We start from the raw sequence: 22,004 nt of genomic DNA, 5'->3' as shown, positions 1-22,004 counted from the left end.
GATTTTGTGGAACATGGAGGAGACATATATACAGAAGGAATTTTAAAAGGGAGGAATCTTCTTGACTTTAGCTCTAATATAAATCCACTTGGAGTTCCTAAAAGTTTTAGAGATAATATAGATAAAGCGTTGAATGTATCAAATATATATCCTGATGAGGAGTATAGAAATTTAAAACATAATATAAGGAACTATTTACATAAAGGGATTATTGAAAATGAAAATATAGTACTTGGAAATGGAGCTGCAGAAGTAATAGACCTTGTAATAAAGAATTCTAAAAGCATATGTATAGTAGTTCCTTCCTTTATAGAATATGAGAAAAATGCACTAAAATGGAATTGTAATATAATATATTCCAAGTTAAAGGGTAATATGGATTTTGATTACGAAGATATAGAATCCAAATTGAAATTTTCAAATGCAGTCATTGTAGGAAATCCCAATAATCCAAATGGAAATATTCTAGATAAAAAGAAATTCATGAAAATAGTAAAATATTGTAATAAAAATGGCAAGACTATAATTATAGATGAAGCTTTTATTGAATTTACAGGAAATGAACAATATAGTTTTTTAAATGAACTGGAAAACTACAAATGCATCTTTATAGTAAGAGCTCTTACAAAATTTTTTGGACTGCCGGGCATTAGATTCGGATATGGTATTTCCACGAATAAGTACCTTATACAGAATATAAAAACAAATCAAAATCCGTGGAACATAAATTGTTTTGCAGAGACTGCTGTAAAATATGTACTTAAAGACGGAGAATATATTCATAAATCGTTAAAGTGGATCAGTGATGAGAGAAAATTCATGAAAAGTCAATTAAATAAAATTAGTATAATAAATAAAATATATAATACTTATGCAAATTTTATATTATGTAAATTGAAATCCATTGACTGTATGACTCTCTACGATGAATGTATGAAAAACGGTGCAATTATAAGAAAATGTAATAACTATAGAGGTTTGGATAATAATTATATAAGATTGGCTATAAAAGACAGAGAAAAAAATCAGCAGATGCTTGATATATTGAGCAGAATATCTATAAATTATTCATAGTGAATTAAAAAGGCAGGTTATTGAATTGGATGAAAAATTACTTATCACTCTTTTGTCTAATAAAGTAAATGTGTTAATAGTAGGTGGAGGAAGAGCGGCTTATATAAAATCAAAGACATTTTCAAATAAAAATTGTAATGTACAGATTGTATCCAAGGAGTTTCTCAAGGAGTTTGACGAATTCAAATACAGGCAGAATGTCAATATGATTTCAGATGAATACAATCCAAGTTATATATGTGATAAGCATATTATAGTTATTGCATCAGATGACTCTAATGTAAATGCTGCAATAAGAAGAGATTGCAGCAGGTTGTATAAAATATACATAGACTGTACCCGGCCTGATATGGGAAATTCCATTCTGCCCTGTCAAAGAAGTACGAATAGTTTATATTTTGGAGTAAATACATATGATTCATCACCTAGAACTGCGGTTTTTATTTCAGATATAATAAAAAACAATATAGAAAAATATGATGATTTTATAAGTTTTACATGTAATATCAGAAATAGTTTGCCAAAGGGAAAAAGACGTAGTGAAATAATGAGATTTATATGCTGTAAAGATTTTTATTTCTTTTATAAAAAAAAGAAGTCCAAAATTATAATAGATATGTTTTATAATAATGAAGTTTAATTTTACGGATGGTGATATTGTTTGAAATTTAAAATTGCTACTAGAAAAAGCAAACTGGCTCAAGTCCAGACAGAAATAGTAATGGATTTGGTAAAAAGGATATGTGGATCTGAAAGTGAGAAGGTATTAATAGAAACTACTGGAGACAAAAGGCTTGATATAGCCTTGAACAAAATAGGAGGTAAAGGACTTTTTATAAAGGAAATAGAAAGAGCTCTTTTGAATAATGAGGTAGATGCTGCTGTTCACAGCATGAAGGATGTACCTTTTGACATAATGGATGAATTTGAAATAGCAGCTATTTGTAAAAGAGAAGATGCAAGAGATGTTTTTGTATCAAATGGAAATGTACATTTTAAAAATTTAAGAATTGGTGCTCAGATAGGAACCAGCAGCAACAGAAGAGCAGCCCAGATTAAAAAATTAAGACCAGATTTAAATATAACTCCAATAAGAGGAAATGTACAGACAAGAATAGACAAGATGATAAGTCAGGGATTGGATGGAATAGTTCTGGCAGCTGCTGGTGTAATGAGATTGAATATGGAAGAGATTATAACAGACTATTTTAGTATAGAAAATATTGTACCTGCTATAGGTCAGGGTGCTTTGGGAGTTGAAATAAGGAGTAATAGTAAACACAAAAATATTTTCACAAAACTGAATGATGAAAACAGTAGAAAATGTGTAGAGGCAGAGAGAAGTTTTATGAGAGCTTTAAATGGAGATTGTCATTCTACTATAGGAGCCTATGCTGAAATTTCAGGAGATACAATTTATATAACAGGACTATTTGATCTAAATGGAAAGTTGATAAAAAAAAGTATTGCCGGAGAAATATCACATAATATTGATCTTGGAAAAACTTTAGCTGAACTTATATGCAGAAAGGAGTAGTAATAATATGGCTTGCGGTAAGGTATATCTTATAGGGGCAGGACCTGGTGATGAAGAACTTTTAACTCTAAAGGCAGTAGAAAAACTTAGAAAATGTACTGTAGTAATGTATGACAGACTTGCAGGAACTGAAGTTTTAAACTATATCGATGAAAAATGCAAATTGTATTATTGCGGTAAAAATCCTGGCAGTCACTACAAGACACAGGATGAAATAAATAAAATGCTTGTTGAATTTGCAAAACAGGGAAATATAGTTGGAAGAATTAAAGGAGGGGATCCCTATATTTTTGGGAGAGGGGGAGAAGAGATACTTGCCTTGACAGAAGAAAATATAGAATTTGAAGTTATTCCAGGTATAACCTCATTTATTTCTGTTCTAAATTATGCAGGAATACCTGTAACTCATAGAAATATTGCCAGAAGTTTTCATGTATTTACTGGAAAGGCTGCAGATAAGCTTGATATAGATTGGAAATCCGCTGCCAATATAGGTGGAACATTGATATTTATGATGGGCTTTTCAAATCTTCAAATCATATGTAATAAATTGATTGAAAATGGTATGAATCCATCTAAACCCTGTGCAGTGGTCATGAGTGGAACTACTGCAAAACAGAGAAAATTAACTTCAAATTTAAAAAACATATATGGGGAAACTAAAATAAGGAATTTCCATTCACCATGTATATTTGTAATAGGAGAGGTAGTCAAATTAAACGACAGATTAAACTGGTATGAGAAAAAACCTCTATTTGGCAGAAATATATGTATAACAAGATCAAAACAACAATCTGTACCAATGAGAAAGAAACTGATAGATCTAGGTGCTCAAGTTACTGAAATTCATTCAATTAAAATAAGATATACTCCAGAAAACATAAAAGATTATATGGATAAACTAAATGAGTATGATTATGTAGTTTTTACAAGTTCAAATGGAGTGGAAAGTTTTTTTGATGTTCTCCTTAAAGAAAATTATGATATAAGGAATATAAAAGGTATATTTGCTGCAATAGGACCTGCTACGGAAAGAGAAATAAGAAAAAGGGGAATAATACCCAAAATAATTGCAAAGAAGTTTGTGGCGGAAAGTCTTTATGAGGAAATGAAGAAATATGTAAAACAAGGTGACAGAATATTTATTCCAAGGTCTAAAAATTCGAGACCATATTTGGCAGAAGTACTTAGAGGCCAGGGATGTATTGTAGATGAATGTTATACCTATGAGACGTTGGTTGGAGATGTATTAGACAAAGAGTGCTTTAAAGATGTAGATACTGTTTTGTTTACCAGCCCAAGTACTGTTAGAAATATGATAGAACTTGTTGGAATTGATTCCATAAGACAAAAGCAGATTGTATCAATAGGACCTATAACAGGAAGTGAATTAAAAAAACATAATTTAAGCTATGAAATGTCCAAAAGCTATACTACAGATGGAATTATACAGAAGCTTATAGCTGGAAATATAAATTAAAAAGATGGGAAGTAATGAGATGTTTAGAAGACATAGAAGATTGAGAAAAAATAGTGTTATAAGAGATATGGTAAGGGAAACTTCATTGAATAAAAATGATTTTATATATCCTTTGTTCGTAATTGATGGAAATGATATAAAACAGGAAATACCTTCTCTGGACAACAATTATCAGTATTCTGTAGATAGATTGCAAGAAATAGTTGATGAAATGAAAGATGCTGGAGTTAAAAGTGTCATATTGTTTGGACTTCCAGAGCACAAGGATGAAGTTGGTTCTCAAGCTTATGCAGAAGATGGCATAGTTCAGAGGGCAATAAGAAAACTCAAAGATCTGTATCCTGAACTATTTGTCATAACTGATGTATGCATGTGTGAATATACAAGTCATGGTCACTGTGGAATAATCCATGATCATGAAGTGGATAATGATGAGACACTTGAATATATAGCTAAAATTGCACTTTCACATGCAGAAGCTGGAGCCGATATGGTTGCACCCTCTGATATGATGGATGGAAGAGTAGGTGCAATTAGACATATTTTAGACGAAAATGGATATAAAGATGTATCTATAATGGCATATAGTGCAAAGTATTGTTCAGCTTTCTATGGACCTTTTAGAGAAGCTGCAAATTCAGCACCTAAATTTGGAAACAGAAAAGGCTACCAAATGGATCCGGGAAATATAAGAGAAGCAATGCTGGAAATAGAAGATGATATAGCAGAGGGAGCAGACATAATTATGGTTAAACCTGCCCTTCCATATCTTGACGTAATAAGATGGGCAAGGGATAAATTCGATTTTCCTATAGCAGCATACAATGTAAGTGGAGAATTTGCAATGGTGAAAGCTGCAGCCAAGGCTGGACTCATAGATGAAAAGGCAGTTGCAGAAGAGATGCTTACTTCAATCAAAAGAGCTGGAGCAGGTATTATAATTACCTATTATGCTTTGGATATTTGCAGATGGATAAAAGAAGAAAATAAATGAAAAGCATAATTATATCGTCAGACAGTAGTGGAAGTGGAAAAACTACAGTAACTATTGGGATTATGAAAGCTCTTACAGAAAGAGGATTTACAGTTCAGGGATATAAAGTGGGACCTGATTATATAGATACTGCTTTCCATGAAAAAATAACCAGAATACCATCTAGAAATTTAGATATATTTCTTATGGGAGAAGAAGGTTTAAGGGCATCCTACAGCAGGGGGAATGGTGATATGGGAATAGTTGAAGGTGTCATGGGACTATATGATGGCAAAGGAATAGACACTAAATATTCTACAGCCCATGTATCAAAATTATTAAACCTTCCTGTTATCCTGGTTATGAATCCAAAGGGAAAAAGTACTACTATTTGCGCAGAAATAAATGGGATGATTGATTTTGAATCTGTAAATATAGTTGGAGTTATATTAAATAATGTAAGCAAATCCTACTATAATCTCATAAAAGCGGCTATAAATAAAAACTGCAATGTCGAGGTATTTGGGTTTATTCCAAAAGATAATAGAGTTTCTTTAAAGAGCAGACATCTTGGGCTTATTCAAAGCAGTGAAGTAACAGATCTTGACTCCAGGGTGGATATTCTTGGCAAACTTATTGTAGAAAATATTGATATAGATAGAATGCTTGAGTATTTTAAAGAAACCCAGGACTATGAAGATAGATTTCATCTCAAATCAAAAGATATGAAAATTGCTGTGGCTTACGATGAAGCATTTAGCTTTTACTATAAAGAAAATTTAGAACTGTTAAATGAATTAGGTGAAATAATTTTTTTTAGTCCCATTCATGATGAAAAACTACCTGAAAATATTGATTTTCTCTATTTAGGCGGTGGATATCCAGAAGTTTTTATAGAAGTTCTCTCTAAAAATAAAACCATGATATGGGATATAAGAGAAAAATTAAATTCAGGTCTTAGATGTTATGCAGAATGTGGAGGACTAATGTATTTGATGGATGAAATACAAAATGTAAAAGGAGACAAAAGCTTTGACATGGTGGGATTTTTTAAAGGAAAGGTATTTATGTCAGATAAACTTCATAATTTTGGATATTCAAGTGTAGAAGTTGTTAAATACAACCAATTATTAAAAAGTGGAATTAAAATTAATTGCCATGAATTTCATAAATCCTATATTCGGTCAATGGAAAATAGAGTATATGAAGTTACAAAAAAAATGTATGATGGAAGTGAAAAAAAATGGGAGTGCGGTTATTACAAGAATAATACTTTAGCAGCTTATGCCCATGTACACTTTTTTGGAAATATGGATTTTATTAAAGATATAGTAAATTACAATAGTGGGGGAAAATTATGACATTGTTAGAAAACACTATTAACAAGATATATAAAAGTGATGAGTCTGCAGTAAAAAAAGCATGGAAAAGGATAGACAATTTAACAAAGCCTATAGGAAGTCTGGGACAGATTGAAAAAATAGCTGCTAAAATGGCTGGAATTACAGGTAAAATACACAATAGCATAAATAAAAAAAATATAATAATAATGTGTTCGGATAATGGAATATGGGAAGAAGGTATAGGAAGCTGCAGACAGGAACTTACTGCAGATGTAACAAATAATTTTACAAAAGGGATTACTGGTGTCTGCGTATTATCTGATTTCTACGGTTCAGATAAAACTGTAATAGATATAGGAATTAAATGTGACATTAATACTCCTGGTGTAATAAATAAAAAAGTAAATTATGGAACTAAAAACATGACAAAAGAACCAGCTATGACAAGAGAGGAAGCCATAGAGGCAATTGAAGTTGGCATTCAGATAACTGATGATTTATGCAAAAGTGGATATGATCTTTTAGGTACAGGTGAAATGGGAGTATGCAATACAACTACAAGTGCTGCAGTTCTAAGTGTACTGACAGGAATTTCTCCGGATTTAGCTGCAGGTAAAGGTTCTGGAATAACTGATGTTCAGCTTTCTAAAAAGATAAATGCCATTAAAAAGTCGATTTCCATAAATAAACCAGATAAAAATGATATTATAGATGTTCTTTCAAAAGTTGGAGGATTTGATATTTGCGGACTCTGTGGATGCTTCCTGGGAGCAGCCCAAAATAGAGTTCCAATAGTAATAGACGGCTTTATATCATCTGTAGCGGCATTGTGTGCAGTAAGATTAAATCCACATGTTAAAGACTTTCTGTTTCCGTCTCATCTTTCAGCAGAACCTGGTGCCAAATATGTGATGAATGAATTGGAACTAAAGCCAATGGTTAATTTGGATATGCGACTTGGAGAAGGATCAGCTTGTCCTTTTGCATTTACCATAATAGAGGCTGCACTTTATACTATGGATAATATGGCTACATTTAAAGAAGCTGAAATAGACAGTAGTCAACTTGTAGATATAAGAGAGGATAATTTGTAATGGACTATATTAAGAATCCTATGGATATAGAAAAAAAGAGTTTCGAAATAATAGGCAGGGAAATGGGACCTCATAGTTTTTCAGATGAAGAGCTTGCCATAGTAAAAAGAGTGATACATACTACTGCAGATTTTAAATATAAAGAGATATTGTATATAAGAGATGGAGCTATAGAAAGGGCTCTGAAACTTTTGAAAGAAGGTACTGTAATATATACTGATACCAATATGGCACTGTCAGGAATAAATAAAAAGGCACTTAATGAACTAAATTGCAGAGTGCAGTGCTTTGTGTCCAGAGAGGATATAGCACGTGAAGCTAAAATTAGAGGGATAACCCGATCTATGGCTGCAGTGGAAATAGCAGCGGAAGAAGGTGTGGAGTTCTTTGTATTTGGCAATGCTCCTACAGCACTTTTTAAGCTTAAAGAACTTACCCTTCAGGGAAAAGCAAAACCAAAATTTATAATAGGAGCACCAGTTGGTTTTGTAGGAGCATCCCAGTCGAAAGAGGAAATAGAAAAATTGGATATTCCAATGATAACAGTTAGAGGCAGAAAAGGTGGAAGCAATGCAGCAGCTGCCATAGTAAATGCACTTATGTATATGTTAACCAGGAGATAGTAATATGTTGGATATGTATGTTGATTGTGATGGGAAAAAATTGAGATGTGGATATACTACAGGATCCTGTGCTGCAGCTGCTGCAAAGGCAGCCACTAGAATATTATATTATGGTGGCAGATGCAGGGAAATAAAAATAGATACACCAAAAGGAATAGAACTTCTCATTCCAATATCTAAAATAAAATGTTTTGAAAATCATGTTGAATGTTGTGTTATAAAAGATGCAGGAGATGATCCGGACATTACAGATGGCATGGAAATTTGGGCCAGGGCTGAAAAGAGATTGAAGGGATATGCTCTAAAAGGTGGAATTGGCATAGGTATAGTTAAAGGAGATGGCCTATATGTAAAAAAAGGAGAGGCTGCCATTAATCCTGTGCCAAGGAGCATGATTGAAAAGGAAGTTAAAGAGGTACTCCCTAAAAATTGTGGAGTAGGTATAACCATATTTGCACCACATGGAGAAAAAATTGCTAAAAAAACATTTAATCCAAGACTCAATATAATGGGTGGAATATCCATACTAGGAACTACAGGAATAGTTATGCCCATGTCTGAAGAAGCTCTTGTAAAATCTATAGAAATTGAGATGAACCAGAAAATAGCAAATGGATATAAGGATATAATACTTCTATTTGGAAATATGGGTGAAGACATGGCAGTCAAACTTAAACTGGATAAAAATAAAATGGTAATCATGTCAAATTATCTGGGAAAAGCACTCAACATGTGTATGAACAAGGGCATAAAGAAAATTCTTGTAGTAGGGCATATAGGTAAACTGTGCAAGGTGGCATCGGGATGCTTTAATACACACAGTAGGGTATGTGATGTAAGGCTGGAAACCATGGCATTGGAACTTGCACTTATGGAAAAGAATTTAGAGCTTGTTAGAAAAATATACAGTGAAAAGACTACAGAAGGAGCAGTAAATTATCTTGGAGACGGTTATGATGAACTTTACAGTAGAATAGGTGAGAAAATAAGAAACAGGATGGAGATTTATACTCATAATACAGTTAAAGTTGAAGTCATAATGTATTCAATGAAACGAGGAGTACTTTACAATTCACAATTATGAGGAGGGTAACGTTGTGCCAAAGGTTTTTGTTGTGGGAATAGGACCTGGAAATGCAGATTATATTATGCCAAAAGCTGTTGAAATTATGGATAAATCTGATGTAATAATAGGTTTCTCAAGAGCTTTGGACAGCTTGAATTTTATAAGCAATAAAAAGATAAAAGTGTGCAGGCTAAGTGAAATAATTGAACTTGTAAATTCAACAAAATATAAAACAATATCCGTAGCCGCATCTGGAGATCCTCTGTTTTATGGTATAACAGATTATTTGAAGAAGAACTATGGAGAAAATATAGAAGTTGTTCCGGGAATAAGTTCTTTTCAGTATATGATGTCAAAACTCAAGATGAACTGGCAAAATTCCTATTTGGGAAGTGTACATGGAAGAAATGCGGAAATTGTTCACATAGTACAGCATAATGAAATTTCAATATGGCTTACAGACAATTGCAATTCACCGGATGTTATAGGCAAAACGCTATATGAAAATCATATTGATGCACTTATATATGTAGGAGAAGATCTTTCCTATGCTAGTGAAAAGATTACTGCAGCAACTCCAGACAAGATAATGAATATGGAATTTAATAAATTATCAGTAGTAGTTATAAAAAATCAGGATATTTTAAAGAAGGGAGAATGCTGATGTACATAGAAGATGAAGAATTTATAAGAGGAAGCAGTCCTATGACAAAGGAAGAAATCAGAATTCTCAGTATTGCAAAATTGAATATAGAATCAGATTCCAAAGTATTGGATATAGGAGCAGGGACTGGTTCCGTAAGCATTCAAATTGCTAGGATGTGTCCTGAAGGAAGTGTTACTGCCATTGAAAAAAATCCAGATGCTGTTGAGCTAATATATAAAAACAAGGAGAAATTTAAAATACACAATTTATCTGTGGTAATTGGTGAGGCAATTGAAGTTGTATCTGAAATAGACTCTTGTTTTTCAGGAATATTTGTAGGTGGAAGCGGTGGAAACATAAATAATATAATAAAAACCTATGGACAAAAATTGAAAGTAAAAGGAAGAATGGTTTTAAACTTTATTACACTGAAAAATTTAAGTAAAACAATAGAATTATTTGATTCTATGCATTATGATGTGAACTGCATTCAAGTTTCCATAAATAGAATAAAGGGCAAGAGTTGCATGATATCCTCAAACAATAGTATATTCATAGTAACTGCTGTAAAGCTTTCATGAGAGGAGATTTTTAATTGGATATGAAAAATAAATTTGGCACTTTATATGGAGTTGGTATGGGACCTGGAGATGAAGAACTCCTTACTATAAAGGCAGTTAATACAATAAAAAAATGTCAGGTTATAATGGCACCTTCTTCAAAGGAAGGTGGAAAAAGCACTGCATTGTCTATTGCTAAAAATTTTATTGGAAAAGATAAAGAGATAATTGTACAGCATTTCCCAATGGGAGGAGCTGAACAGGAAAAAAAGATATTTGATGCCTTTAGAGAAGTTGAACAAAGACTTATGAACGGAGAAGATGTGGCATTTTTAACTATAGGGGATCCATTTGTCTATAGTACATATATATATTTGTTGAATTACATAAGTGAAAAAGGATATACGGTTGAAACAATTCCAGGAATAACATCATTTTGTGCTGCAGCAAGCCTTGCAGGGGAGAAAATTGTAATTGGAAATGAAAGAGTTTGTATTATGCCGGCTTCTCAAATAGACAAATTAACGGATGAAAAATTTGTAGTTATAATGAAAGTATATAGAAAGGAAAGAGAAGTACTGGACTTTCTTGAAAAAAATAAATTTACATATGTATATATAAAAAGGGCTTATAGAGAAGGACAGAGGGTACTTAGATCCAGAGAAGAAATACTTGAAAATAGTGACTATATGTCACTTATAATAGCTAGCAGAGAATAGTGGAAGAAGGTGAATTATGGAAAACAAAGTTTATTTTATAGGAGCAGGGCCAGGGGATCCGGAACTCATAACGGTAAAGGGAAGAAGGATACTTTCACAGGCAGATTTGGTAATATATGCAGGCTCTCTTGTATCAAAACAACAGATGGAATTTTGCGGTGAAAATACAGCAATATACAATTCTGCTTCTATGACACTTCAGGAAGTAATAGATACAATTAAAAATTATTATATGGAAGACAAGAAAATTGTAAGACTCCATACAGGAGACCCTTCCATATATGGTGCCATAAAAGAACAGATGGATGAACTTGAAAAACTTGAAATACCATATGAAGTAGTACCAGGGGTAAGTTCTTTTACTGCAGCAGCAGCTTCTATAAAAAGGGAATTTACACTTCCAAAAGTCAGCCAGACTGTAATACTTACGCGAGTAGAAGGAAGAACCCCTGTTCCAGAAAGAGAAAATCTTGAGAATTTAGCCAGAACAGGAGCTTCCATGGCCATATTTTTATCTGTAGGAATGATAGATAAAGTCGTAGAAAAATTAAAAAGGGGATATGGGCGAAATGTGCCTGTAGCAGTAGTACAAAGGGCAAGCTGGGATGATGAAAAATTTGTAATAGGAACTCTAGAAGATATAGCAGATAAAGTGAAAGAGCAGAATATAACAAAGACTGCACAGATTTTAGTAGGGGATTTTATAGACTGCAGTTATGACAAAAGTCTTTTATATGATAAGAACTTCAGTCATGAATACAGGAAGGCAAAAGATGAAAATAGGAATAGTTAGTGTTACTGATTCGGGAGATATGATAGCTGAAAAATTGAAAAAATATTATGATGCACATATATATTCTAAAAAGGCCGTCAAAGATTTTAATTTAAAGAACATATCAGAGTATGTTATGCACAATTATAAAGCAATTGTATTTATAAGTTCTACAGGAATTGCAGTTAGGGCCATATCAGATTTTATAAAATCAAAAGATATCGATCCTGCAGTTGTTGTAATAGACAGCTCCGGCAAGTTTGTAATAAGTCTCCTAAGTGGTCATCTTGGAGGAGCCAACGAACTTACAAGAGAAATAGCATGTAAAATAAATGCAATTCCTGTAATAACTACTGCAACAGATAACATTGGAGTAACAGCACCGGATTTACTGGCTAAAAAGTATAATCTCATAATAGACAGTTTGAAGTCTGCCAAAGATATTTCTGCACTTTTGGTGAATAGAGAAAAAGTTGGATTTAAAGATGAAAGAAATATAATACAATGCCCAAAAGGATATATAGAAAAATCTCATGACCAAAGAGGTATTGTAATTATTACACATAGAAATGAAATAAGCGGAATAGATAATAGAATTAAATTGTTGAAGTTAATACGAAAGGATATTGTACTTGGAATAGGATGTAGAAAAAATTTTCCTCCAAAAATAATGAAAGATACAATACTTTCCGTATTGAAATCTGAGAATATTGATAGTAGGGCAGTAGCTGCAGTATCTACAGTAGATATAAAGCAATATGAACCTGCAATAATATATCTGAAGGATTATTTCAAATGTGCTCTCAGTATATTTACACGTGAAAAAATAAGGATGGTACAACACAAGTTTCAAGGAAGTGACTTTGTGGAAAAGACCATAGGAGTAAAGTCAGTTTGTCAGCCCTGTACTTATCTTTCAGGAGTGGAACAATTGACAGATAAGCTAAAGTTGAATGGAATGACTTTGTGTATTGGTGTATTGAAAAGCGTTGTTTAAAATTAATTGAAAAAGGTGATTGAATTTTGGGTAAATTATATATAGTAGGCATTGGACCAGGAAGCATTGAAAATATGACATTGAGAGCGGTAAATACCATAAAGAAAAGTGAAATAATAATAGGTTATAATAAATATTTGGAAATGATATCACAGTTAATTCAGGGAAAAGAAATATTTTCAACAGGTATGAAGGGAGAAATTGAAAGGTGCAAAAAGGCTATAGAACTTTCTAAAAGTAAAATCGTGTCTATAGTAAGCACTGGAGATTCAGGTGTATACGGTATGGCTGGACTTATATTGCAACTTGATAAAAATACAAATGTGGAAATAATACCGGGAGTTACAGCATCTCTGTCAGCTGCATCCGTAGTAGGAGCACCTCTTATGCATGATAATTGCAGTATAAGCTTAAGTAATCTTATGACACCATATGAACTTATAAAAAAGAGAGTAAAACTTGCAGCAGAAGGAGATTTTGTAATATCACTCTATAATCCAAAAAGTAATGGAAGACCTGATTATTTGAGAGAATGTATAAGTATTATAGAAAATTATAGATCTTCTACAACACCTGTGGCTGTTGTAAAAAATGCACTGAGACAGGGGCAGAAGACAATACTTACCAACATAAAAGATTTTTCCGATGAACAAGTAGACATGATGAGTATAGTTATAATTGGAAACAGTAAAAGCTATATAGATAATGACAAGTTCATAACTCCAAGAGGTTATGAAACCAAAATCAATTAATATCGAAAGGAAGAGAATTATGAGTAAGAAAGGAATACTTGTAGTAAGCTTTGGAACCAGTATTTTAAATATACTTAAATCATGTATAGAAAGTACTGAAAATTCTATAAAGAATGCTTTTAAAGACTATGAAATAAGAAGAGCTTTTACTTCAAATAGGATAATATCAAAATTGAAAACAGAGAGTAATATATGCATAGATACAGTAGATGAAGCTTTATCCAAAATGGAAGAAGAAAAATTTGACGAGGTGTACATTCAACCATTGCATATAATTCCAGGTGATGAATATGACAAGATGTTGAGATATTCACAAAAGTATAATCATAAATTTAAAAAACTTGTAATTGGAAGACCTATTTTATACAGGGAAGAAGACTATAGAATAGCTGCAGAAGCATTAAAAAAACAACTACCTGAAAATTATCAGGGGAAAGCTATAATATTGATGGGGCATGGGTCAAGTCATCCTATAAATGCAAGTTATTCCATGATGGAGAATATACTTGGAGATGCTGGAGTTAAAAATATTTTTATAGCTACTGTTGAGGGATATCCAATACTGGAAAATGTAATTTTAAAACTTAGAAAGCAGCATATAAAAGATATAATTCTCATGCCATTTATGCTTGTAGCGGGGAATCATGTAGTTGAAGACATGTCAGGAGACAGTGAGAATTCATGGGAGAACAGACTGAAAAAATTGGGATTCAAAGTTGAACTGTATTTACATGGTTTAGGAGAAAATACAGCATTCCACCAAATATATATAAATCATATAAGAGATTCTATAAATGGGGATCCACTTATGGAACAATCAAGTCCAATAGAGTTGTGTGCTTTAGACAAGGTGGGGGAAGAAATAAAATGATAGGTTTGATTCTTGGAACATCAGAGGGAAAAGACATACTTTCCAGAATAAATACTTTTACTGACGATATATTTATATCAACTGCAACTGAATATGGAGGAAGCCTTTTAAAAGATTACAAATATAAATATTTAAATCATAGTCCTCTGGATTTTGATGGCTTTATTAAAATATTTGAAGAAAAGCACATAAACGTGCTTATAGATGCATCCCATCCTTATGCTGTAGATGTAACTCAAAATGCAATTAAAGCCTGCAGACAACTTAATATAGAATATATAAGGTATGAAAGACCTTCCTGCATTGATGATTTTAAATCCAATGAAAAACTTATTGAAGTGAAAGACTATGAGGAACTTCATAAAAAGCTTTTGAAAATAAAAGGAAATATACTGGATACTACTGGAAGTAAAAACTTACAGTTGATGCTGGATATGAAATTAAAAAATAGAATAGTTCACAGAGTTCTTCCATTAGTAAATGTTTTGAAAAAATGTTCAGAGCTTGGCATAAAAATAGAAGATATAATTGCAATAAAAGGACCTGTAAGTTATGAATTGAACTGTGCATTTATCAAAGATTATGATATAGAAGCTGTTATACTTAAAGATAGCGGCTTAAAAGGAGGCACCTGTGATAAAATGAAAGCATGCCTTCACATGAATGCTTATGCATTTGTAATAGACAGGAAAAAGATGAAGTACGATAATGTATTTAATGATGTATTTGAAATGATAGATTACATAACTAGAAAATATACTTTAAGAGGATAATATTATGGAAGTTACAGCTTTTTATCCTGGAAGTTTTGGAGAGATAATTCAGGGAAAGGTACAAGACAAGGACTTATTGATGTCATTTCCAATAAATATATATACCAGGGTTAGATTATTTGAATGTAAAAAACCAGTACGTCAGAGAAACTTGAAAAAGTCATATGATTTTATTGAAAATATAATGAGATTATGGAAATGTGAAAAGTATTATGAAAATATTGGTATAAATGTTGATTCTAATATACCAAAAGGCAAGGGAATGGCAGGAAGTACTGCGGATTTATGTGCAATTTACGGATGTTTGCTCAAGATGTTCAATAGGAAATATAATGAAAAAGAGTTATTGCATCAATGCATAAAAATAGAACCTACAGATAGTATTATATTTAGTAATATGACTCTATTTGATTACAAATATGGATTATATAGAGAAAACTTCGGTGACTATATTAAGCTCAATATATTGGCATTTGAAGGAAATAGAACTGTTGATACAGTAGAATTCAACAGTAGAGCATTGAATGATCTAAGTAATGTTGAGGACTTGATACCTGTGCTTAGACAGGCTATTTGTGAAAAAGATCTGCAAAAACTTTCCTATGTTTCTACTGAAAGTATAGTTAGAAACCAGAAAAGATTGTATTATGATTTTATTGATATTGTATTTTCAATATGTAAATCTACGGGTGGAATTGGAATAATAGGGGCACATAGTGGAAATATCTTAGGTATAATATATGATGATATGGAAAAAATGAATGTTGCAAAATTAAAAGTTCATAGCAATAATTTAAAGGTGTATAGTGTTCAGACACTGGATAAATACAGTTTTTATAAAAAAAGGAGAGATTGTTTTGGATAGAGGGTATATTCATGTGTATACTGGAAATGGAAAAGGAAAAACTACAGCTGCTCTTGGACTGAGTCTTAGATCTATATGTGCAGGAAAAAAAGTTTATTTTGGACAATTTGCCAAAGGAATGGATTATAGTGAGTTGAAAGCTCCTGAGTTATTACCTAATCTTACCATAGAGCAATTTGGAAGAGATGCCTTTATACATGGGAATCCTACTAAACAGGATATAGAAAAAGCTCAAATTGGATTAAAAAGAATCAAGACAATACTTCAATCTGATAAATATGATTTAGTAGTGTTGGATGAATTGAATATAGCCATATACTATAATCTGGTTGACATAAATGAAGTTATTGACCTTCTGGATCATAAGAACGAGAACATAGAAGTAGTGATTACAGGAAGGTATGCTGATAATAGGGTAATAGAGAGAGCAGATCTTGTAACAGAGATGAAAGAGATCAAGCACTATTATACTAAAGGCGTTAAAGCAAGATTAGGAATAGAAAACTAAAAAATAACTAAAAAATATTTAAAAAAAATTATTGAGCCTATTTTGAATAATGATATGTTGAATTTAAATAGTTCATTTTATATTTGAAGAAAAAAGACCTACAGTGGTTAAAAGGCTAAAATAAAGGAATGACAAGTAGTTGTAAAGTTTAACCATAAAACAATTATGAAAGAAATTAAGCTAAAAATTAAATTTATATATAAAAGAAAATATTCAAAATATTTAGTTATTAGATAGAAGAGTATTCATAAGTTATACAAAGCTACAGGGATACTTGACACATTTAATTCATTATTAGGCCTCAAATCAGTGAAAATATAGATTAATAGACATTTAACTGCATTGACCTTTAAATAAATATATAATAAAATCTATTTGCAATAAAGGAAAGAACGTATTTATTGGAGGGATGCAGTATGAATGACATTGAGAAAAAATTGCTTAGAGTGGTTACTATTATTTTTGGAAGTTTGATATATTCTATTGGAGTTAACATGTTTATTATTCCCCATAAATTTTTAAGTGGAGGAGTAGCCGGTATTGCAATTATATGTGAATATTTAACAAGCATACCTTCAGGATATTTTGTTATAGTCATAAATATACCAATATTTATAATTGGATTCAAAATTATAGATAAGGAATTCGGAATATTTAGTTTCATAGGTATGGTATCTATGTCACTTGGACTTATATTTACCAAAACAGTACATCAATTATACTATTTGCCCGATCCACTTTTATCCGCATTGTGCAGTGGTGTGCTCACAGGAATCGGAGCCGGATTGATATTTAAGTCACGAGCCTCACAGGGAGGAACGGATATAATAGCTGTTGCAATAAAAAAGAAATATGGTATATCAGTAGGGAAGATGACTTTTACAATAAATGTTATAATAGTTGTTTTTGGCATGATTATGGGAAATTTACCTATTGCAATTTATACTTTGATATCAATGTATATGTACTCGGTAGTAGTAGATAAAATAATTCAAGGTTTTGATAAGGACAAGGTATTGTTTGTTATAACTAGAGATAGCAATGATGTAGAAAAAGTTATAGCTGAGAAACTTGGAAGAGGAGTTACTTATTTATATGGTGAAGGAGCCTATACTGGCAGCAAGAAAAAGGTTATATACTCTATAATGAGTTCAAGACAGATTGAAGAGGCCAAGAGATTTATTTCAAATATAGATTCTCATGCAGTAATGTCGATTATGGATGCTAGCGAGGTTAGAGGAAAGGGTTTTAAACCTGCGGTTTTTTAAATAAATTATGGAAAATAAGCTGTAAGGCTTATTTTTTTGTGCAAAAAATTTTTTATGTATTTACATTAGTAGGAAAATAAGTTATAATTGATATTGAAAATCAGTATCATATATAGTTTCTGTTTTAGTATAAATTTTAAAAAATTTAGAAATATTATAAATATAAACTATATTAAAAGGATGGATGCTATTTATGACAAGTATAATTACAGAAAAATATATGAATAAAATAAAAAACATGAATGATGCAGAATATCTTTTTGGAATAATATCCTATGGCATTGCACCTACACTTAGTGGAAACAAACCATCTTCAATAATAACATTTGGGAAAAATAATGCAAATCTAAACATACTTTGGGAAAGATATAAATATATCTTCTTGGAAAAATATAATCTGAACTTCTTTGAATTAAAGAAAAATCAAAATTCAATCACTATATTATTTTATTACTCTGATAAACTCAAATCTGCAATATATTCTGATAAACATATGAAATTCCTAAATAAATTTGGCTATAGTGAAAAATTTGATTTATACAAAAACATGTATATTTTAAAGGAGAGATTTAAAGAGGCCTGTCCCCATGAAGTCGGAGTATTTCTAGGATTTCCCTTAGATGATGTTATATGTTTTATGGAAAAACCATCAAAAAGATGTCTTATGTGCGGATATTGGAAAGTATATAATGACTTGAATCTTGCTAGAGAAATATTTGCAAATTATGATAAAGCAAGATATAATGTAGCAAAAAACGTTATACAAGGTGTAACACCATCTATGCTTATAGATATTTTAGAAGATGCAGCATATGTATAATAATACGTATTATTTATCTGAATTGTTGTAAATATCATATAATTATAAAAATATATTAGGAGGAGATTTTATGAGTATTCTAGTTGTGGGAGGAGACCGACTTGGAAATATTATGGACAAATTAAAGAAGAACGGTTTCAATAAAATAGCGCATGTTACTGGAAGAAAAAAGGGGGATAGGAAAATAAAGATTCCTGAAAATACGGATTTGGTATTGATACTTACAGATTTTATTGGACATAATATGACTGAAATAGTAAAAGAAGAATCAAGGAGAAATAATGTTTCCGTCATGTTTTCAAAACGGTCATGGTCAAGTATGTACAAAAACATAGAGCAGTACAAGAATCAAACAAAGGCTTTTTAATCAGTAAATAATTCATAATTTAGGAGAATACTTTATTGAGTATGATTAATTATAAATATACTGGTAAATTCTATTTTAAATATTTTATGTTTAAATAGAATTTTACTAGTATATATTTTTGTCTAAAATATATAAATGATTAAGCCGTGGATTTATTTAAAAGAAGTTTTTTTGCTGCTAAAACCATAATTAAAATTATTACTGATGTAAGAGCAATAGTTCCTCCAGGTGCACTATTAATATAATATGATAGGAATAATCCCCCCATTATATCTATAAATCCAAACATGATGGAAAAAGATAGAGTTGTCTTAAAACCTTTTTTTAATTGGAGAGAAGCAGCCACAGGCATTGCTATCATTGCTGAGATTACAAGTATTCCCAAAATACGAATGGATACGCATATAGTAGCACTTACAAGCAGGGAAAATAAGTAATTTATAAATTTTACATTTATACCAGCTATTTTTGCTCCGATTTCATCAAATGTTATGTAAAGTAATTTACTATAGAATAGAGATAGTGAAATAACTGAAATTATGCTAAGTATAAAAATAATGTACAGTTCATTATCGGATACAGTAAGAATACTGCCAAACAAATAGGAATTTACATTGGCATTTGCCTGACCTGTACTTATTAGAACAATGGCAATACCCACTGAAAATGTAAGTACTATTACAAGTATGAGTTCAGAGTATTTTTCATAATAACTTCTCAGGAATTCTATTATGAGACCAGCTATGGCAGTAAATATAAATGCTGTTATTATTGGATTATATCCAAATACAACGCCTAGTGCCACTCCTGCAAGTGATGAATGTGACAGTGAATCACCCATCATGGAATATCTTTTCAATACCAAGAATACTCCTACAGCAGGGCATAGTATAGCTATAAATATACCTGCAATTATAGCATTTTGCATAAAACCATATTGTAACATTTAATACCTCCAATTTAATTCAATCAAAAATTTACCGATTTTTTATATTCTGAAATTGTGTACATACTGCAAATATTACCGCCCATTTTATATATGTGTGTAGAATTATTTATAGCTGCATTTAGATTGTGTTCTACAGCAACTACGGTTATATTATGGCATCTGTTTAAATGGGTTATTAATCTATATATTTCTTTTTGGCTGTTTACATCTATGCCTGTAGACGGTTCATCGAATATTAGAAGTTCCGGGTTACCCATGAGAGATCTAGCTATAAAAACTTTTTGCATCTGACCTCCTGACAAATTTCCTATCAAACTGTTTTTAAATTTATCCATGCCTACAGATTCAAGACACTCGTCTAGTACATCAGTATCCTTTATTTTTAATACTTTCCTATGAACATTCAATACTTCAAAGACCGTAATTGGAAATTGAGAATTGAAACTTTCAAGCCTTTGGGGAACATATCCTATTTTGTCAGTATTTAATTTAATATTGCCTTTTATAGGTTTTAACAATCCAAGTATAAGTTTTATCAATGTAGTTTTCGAACTTCCATTTTCCCCTAGAATAGAAGTGTAGCTTCCATCTTCCATATTCAAACATAAATTTTTTATAGGATATGGAGGCTTTCCAGTATAGGAAAAAGTTAAATTATCTATATTGATCATAAAGATTCTCCTTCGAAATATTATGTAATAAGAATTACTCAAGTAATATTATATATCTATTTGCGAATTGTTTGCAATAATAAGTTTATATAACTTTTTTACTAAATTTAAAATTATATAACATATAGGTTGAAATTATAAATGTGATTACGTACTAAAGTAATTTATAAAAAATTAAAATAAGTATTGACTAATGTATAGGATGGATATATAATATTAAATGTCGGTTTTGTGATGAGGTCCCTTGGTCAAGTGGTTAAGACGTCACCCTCTCACGGTGAAATCAGGAGTTCGATCCTCCTAGGGACTACCAATTGAGTAATACGAGTGTTTTGAAGGCTTTCAAGACACTCGTATTTTTGTGTTTAACGCATTTTTAACACATTAGTTTTAGATGGATATGTATAGTTGTAGTAATTTTAATTACTTTTAAGTCTTAATATAGAATTTAATTTTTCTGCAGCATCAATTTTTTGTTTTGGCATTACATGAGTATAAATATCAGCTGTGGTTTTTATGTTGCTGTGCCCTAATAGAGCTTGGACTGTTTTAAGGGGAGTTCCAGCTTCAAATAATTTTGTGGCATAAGTATGTCTTAAACAATGAAATTTTTTATGTTCTATACCTGCTTTTATTAATAAGTTTTTATAGCTTCTAAATAAGTTTTTGGCATCTATAGGTTTTCCAAGTGCGGTAGGAAAAACAAGATTTTTATCTTCATATTCTTCACCAGCTTTAATTTTTTCTAATTTCTGTTTCAAATGATGTTGTTTTAAAATTGGGATTAATTCTGATGGAATAGGAACAACTCTATTACTATTTATAGTTTTTGGTGGTTGAATCAATATTTTGTTTTCTTTTGAATCATCAGATTTTATGATGTTTACTCTTTTTATAGATTTATTAACACTTATTTCACCTTTATCCAAATCTATATCATCCCATGTAAGAGCTAGAAGCTCGCCTTGTCTTAACCCTGTAGTTAATGCTGTTAATATCAAGCATTTTAATCGACTAGTTCTTAGAACTTTTTCTAATTGAGAAATTTCTCCGTCTGTAAATATTTTTATTTCATCTTTTTTAGCAACATTTTGTTCTGGTATAACTATCTTACTATAAATGAGAAGATTTCATAGCATATATTTACAGTAAGAAAATTTCATAAAAAATAGAGACAAAACTCACTTTTTGTTGTATAAATTATTTACCACAACAACTTTAACAACAGGAGTGAAGAATATGTCTCATAGAAGTGGATCTAAGTCAATAAAGTAGA

The 22,004-nt window shown here is 31.2% G+C and carries 25 protein-coding genes and 1 tRNA gene; 23 read left to right on the top strand and 3 right to left on the bottom strand.

The features are described from left to right. Positions 1-6 precede the first annotated feature (6 nt). The 22 genes from KM800_RS02555 (at position 7) to KM800_RS02450 (ending at position 19,108) form a co-directional block, all read left to right on the top strand. Complete coding sequence (locus KM800_RS02555) at positions 7-1,074, top strand: pyridoxal phosphate-dependent aminotransferase (RefSeq protein WP_217811664.1); 1,068 nt, start codon at positions 7-9, stop codon at positions 1,072-1,074. Continuing rightward, complete coding sequence (locus KM800_RS02550) at positions 1,064-1,714, top strand: NAD(P)-dependent oxidoreductase (RefSeq protein WP_330655495.1); 651 nt, start codon at positions 1,064-1,066, stop codon at positions 1,712-1,714. The genes KM800_RS02555 and KM800_RS02550 overlap by 11 nt, the downstream gene beginning before the upstream one ends. Positions 1,715-1,735: 21 nt before the next feature. Continuing rightward, on the top strand, positions 1,736-2,611 hold the full coding sequence (hemC, locus tag KM800_RS02545; RefSeq protein ID WP_217811663.1) for a hydroxymethylbilane synthase: 876 nt from the start codon (positions 1,736-1,738) through the stop codon (positions 2,609-2,611). Between the two features lie 7 nt (positions 2,612-2,618). After that, a complete protein-coding gene (gene cobA, locus KM800_RS02540) occupies positions 2,619-4,091 on the top strand; it encodes a uroporphyrinogen-III C-methyltransferase (protein ID WP_217811662.1) in 1,473 nt (490 codons plus the stop codon). Between the two features lie 19 nt (positions 4,092-4,110). Further along, positions 4,111-5,085 (top strand): porphobilinogen synthase, encoded by a 975-nt coding sequence (hemB, locus tag KM800_RS02535; protein WP_217811661.1) that lies wholly within the window; start codon positions 4,111-4,113, stop codon positions 5,083-5,085. Further along, positions 5,082-6,425: a cobyrinate a,c-diamide synthase gene (locus KM800_RS02530; RefSeq protein WP_217811660.1), complete on the top strand. Its 1,344-nt coding sequence runs from the start codon at positions 5,082-5,084 to the stop codon at positions 6,423-6,425. The genes hemB and KM800_RS02530 overlap by 4 nt, the downstream gene beginning before the upstream one ends. Then, entirely contained in the window at positions 6,422-7,501 is a 1,080-nt protein-coding gene (cobT, locus tag KM800_RS02525) for a nicotinate-nucleotide--dimethylbenzimidazole phosphoribosyltransferase (RefSeq protein ID WP_017895916.1), read from the top strand. Before KM800_RS02530 ends, cobT begins: the two co-directional genes overlap by 4 nt. Beyond that, positions 7,501-8,124: a precorrin-8X methylmutase gene (locus KM800_RS02520; RefSeq protein WP_017895917.1), complete on the top strand. Its 624-nt coding sequence runs from the start codon at positions 7,501-7,503 to the stop codon at positions 8,122-8,124. Before cobT ends, KM800_RS02520 begins: the two co-directional genes overlap by 1 nt. Positions 8,125-8,128: 4 nt before the next feature. Next, positions 8,129-9,208, top strand: a complete 1,080-nt coding sequence (cbiD, locus tag KM800_RS02515) for a cobalt-precorrin-5B (C(1))-methyltransferase CbiD (protein ID WP_217811659.1) — start codon at positions 8,129-8,131, stop codon at positions 9,206-9,208. A 13-nt stretch (positions 9,209-9,221) separates the two neighbouring features. Next, positions 9,222-9,854 (top strand): precorrin-6y C5,15-methyltransferase (decarboxylating) subunit CbiE, encoded by a 633-nt coding sequence (gene cbiE / locus KM800_RS02510; RefSeq protein ID WP_217811658.1) that lies wholly within the window; start codon positions 9,222-9,224, stop codon positions 9,852-9,854. Further along, the gene (gene cbiT, locus KM800_RS02505) at positions 9,854-10,417 is read left to right on the top strand and encodes a precorrin-6Y C5,15-methyltransferase (decarboxylating) subunit CbiT (RefSeq protein WP_217811657.1); all 564 of its coding nucleotides are present in this window, start codon (positions 9,854-9,856) and stop codon (positions 10,415-10,417) included. The genes cbiE and cbiT overlap by 1 nt, the downstream gene beginning before the upstream one ends. 20 nt (positions 10,418-10,437) lie before the next feature. Further along, positions 10,438-11,115 carry a cobalt-factor II C(20)-methyltransferase gene (locus KM800_RS02500; protein ID WP_217811656.1) on the top strand — a complete coding sequence of 226 codons (678 nt, stop codon included), beginning with the start codon at positions 10,438-10,440 and terminating at the stop codon, positions 11,113-11,115. Positions 11,116-11,131: 16 nt separating this feature from the next. Beyond that, positions 11,132-11,908, top strand: a complete 777-nt coding sequence (cobM, locus tag KM800_RS02495) for a precorrin-4 C(11)-methyltransferase (protein WP_217811655.1) — start codon at positions 11,132-11,134, stop codon at positions 11,906-11,908. Next, positions 11,889-12,884, top strand: a complete 996-nt coding sequence (cbiG, locus tag KM800_RS02490) for a cobalt-precorrin 5A hydrolase (RefSeq protein WP_217811654.1) — start codon at positions 11,889-11,891, stop codon at positions 12,882-12,884. The genes cobM and cbiG overlap by 20 nt, the downstream gene beginning before the upstream one ends. 26 nt (positions 12,885-12,910) lie before the next feature. Then, positions 12,911-13,636 carry a precorrin-3B C(17)-methyltransferase gene (gene cobJ, locus KM800_RS02485; RefSeq protein WP_217811653.1) on the top strand — a complete coding sequence of 242 codons (726 nt, stop codon included), beginning with the start codon at positions 12,911-12,913 and terminating at the stop codon, positions 13,634-13,636. Between the two features lie 19 nt (positions 13,637-13,655). Continuing rightward, positions 13,656-14,507 (top strand): sirohydrochlorin cobaltochelatase, encoded by an 852-nt coding sequence (locus KM800_RS02480; protein WP_217811652.1) that lies wholly within the window; start codon positions 13,656-13,658, stop codon positions 14,505-14,507. Then, a complete protein-coding gene (locus tag KM800_RS02475; protein WP_217811651.1) occupies positions 14,504-15,280 on the top strand; it encodes a cobalt-precorrin-6A reductase in 777 nt (258 codons plus the stop codon). Before KM800_RS02480 ends, KM800_RS02475 begins: the two co-directional genes overlap by 4 nt. A 4-nt stretch (positions 15,281-15,284) precedes the next feature. After that, a complete protein-coding gene (locus KM800_RS02470) occupies positions 15,285-16,145 on the top strand; it encodes a kinase (protein WP_217811650.1) in 861 nt (286 codons plus the stop codon). Further along, on the top strand, positions 16,138-16,653 hold the full coding sequence (locus KM800_RS02465) for a cob(I)yrinic acid a,c-diamide adenosyltransferase (protein ID WP_254906442.1): 516 nt from the start codon (positions 16,138-16,140) through the stop codon (positions 16,651-16,653). Before KM800_RS02470 ends, KM800_RS02465 begins: the two co-directional genes overlap by 8 nt. A gap of 416 nt (positions 16,654-17,069) precedes the next feature. Continuing rightward, a complete protein-coding gene (locus KM800_RS02460) occupies positions 17,070-17,921 on the top strand; it encodes a YitT family protein (RefSeq protein WP_217811649.1) in 852 nt (283 codons plus the stop codon). A gap of 193 nt (positions 17,922-18,114) precedes the next feature. Continuing rightward, complete coding sequence (locus KM800_RS02455) at positions 18,115-18,741, top strand: DUF3793 family protein (protein WP_217811648.1); 627 nt, start codon at positions 18,115-18,117, stop codon at positions 18,739-18,741. 70 nt (positions 18,742-18,811) lie between these two features. Next, positions 18,812-19,108, top strand: a complete 297-nt coding sequence (locus KM800_RS02450) for a DUF2325 domain-containing protein (RefSeq protein WP_017752753.1) — start codon at positions 18,812-18,814, stop codon at positions 19,106-19,108. Between the two features lie 139 nt (positions 19,109-19,247). On the opposite strand, the gene KM800_RS02445 is transcribed toward KM800_RS02450, so the two are convergent. Together KM800_RS02445 and KM800_RS02440 are read right to left on the bottom strand one after the other, a co-directional pair. After that, entirely contained in the window at positions 19,248-20,054 is an 807-nt protein-coding gene (locus KM800_RS02445; RefSeq protein ID WP_017752751.1) for a metal ABC transporter permease, read from the bottom strand. Positions 20,055-20,077: 23 nt separating this feature from the next. Further along, on the bottom strand, positions 20,078-20,728 hold the full coding sequence (locus KM800_RS02440) for a metal ABC transporter ATP-binding protein (protein ID WP_217811647.1): 651 nt from the start codon (positions 20,726-20,728) through the stop codon (positions 20,078-20,080). Between the two features lie 238 nt (positions 20,729-20,966). Between KM800_RS02440 and KM800_RS02435 the strand changes: the two genes are divergently transcribed. Next, positions 20,967-21,041 (top strand) — tRNA-Glu (locus tag KM800_RS02435). Positions 21,042-21,147: 106 nt separating this feature from the next. Here KM800_RS02435 and KM800_RS02430 read toward each other — a convergent pair. After that, the gene (locus KM800_RS02430; RefSeq protein WP_330655494.1) at positions 21,148-21,774 is read right to left on the bottom strand and encodes a site-specific integrase; all 627 of its coding nucleotides are present in this window, start codon (positions 21,772-21,774) and stop codon (positions 21,148-21,150) included. Between the last annotated feature and the right edge of the window lie 230 nt (positions 21,775-22,004).

The organism is Clostridium tyrobutyricum, assembly GCF_019144085.1.
In the GTDB taxonomy this organism is placed as follows: domain Bacteria; phylum Bacillota; class Clostridia; order Clostridiales; family Clostridiaceae; genus Clostridium_B; species Clostridium_B tyrobutyricum_A.
The sequence above is the reverse complement of the archived record's forward strand: the minus strand, read 5'-3'. Positions and strand labels throughout refer to the sequence as shown.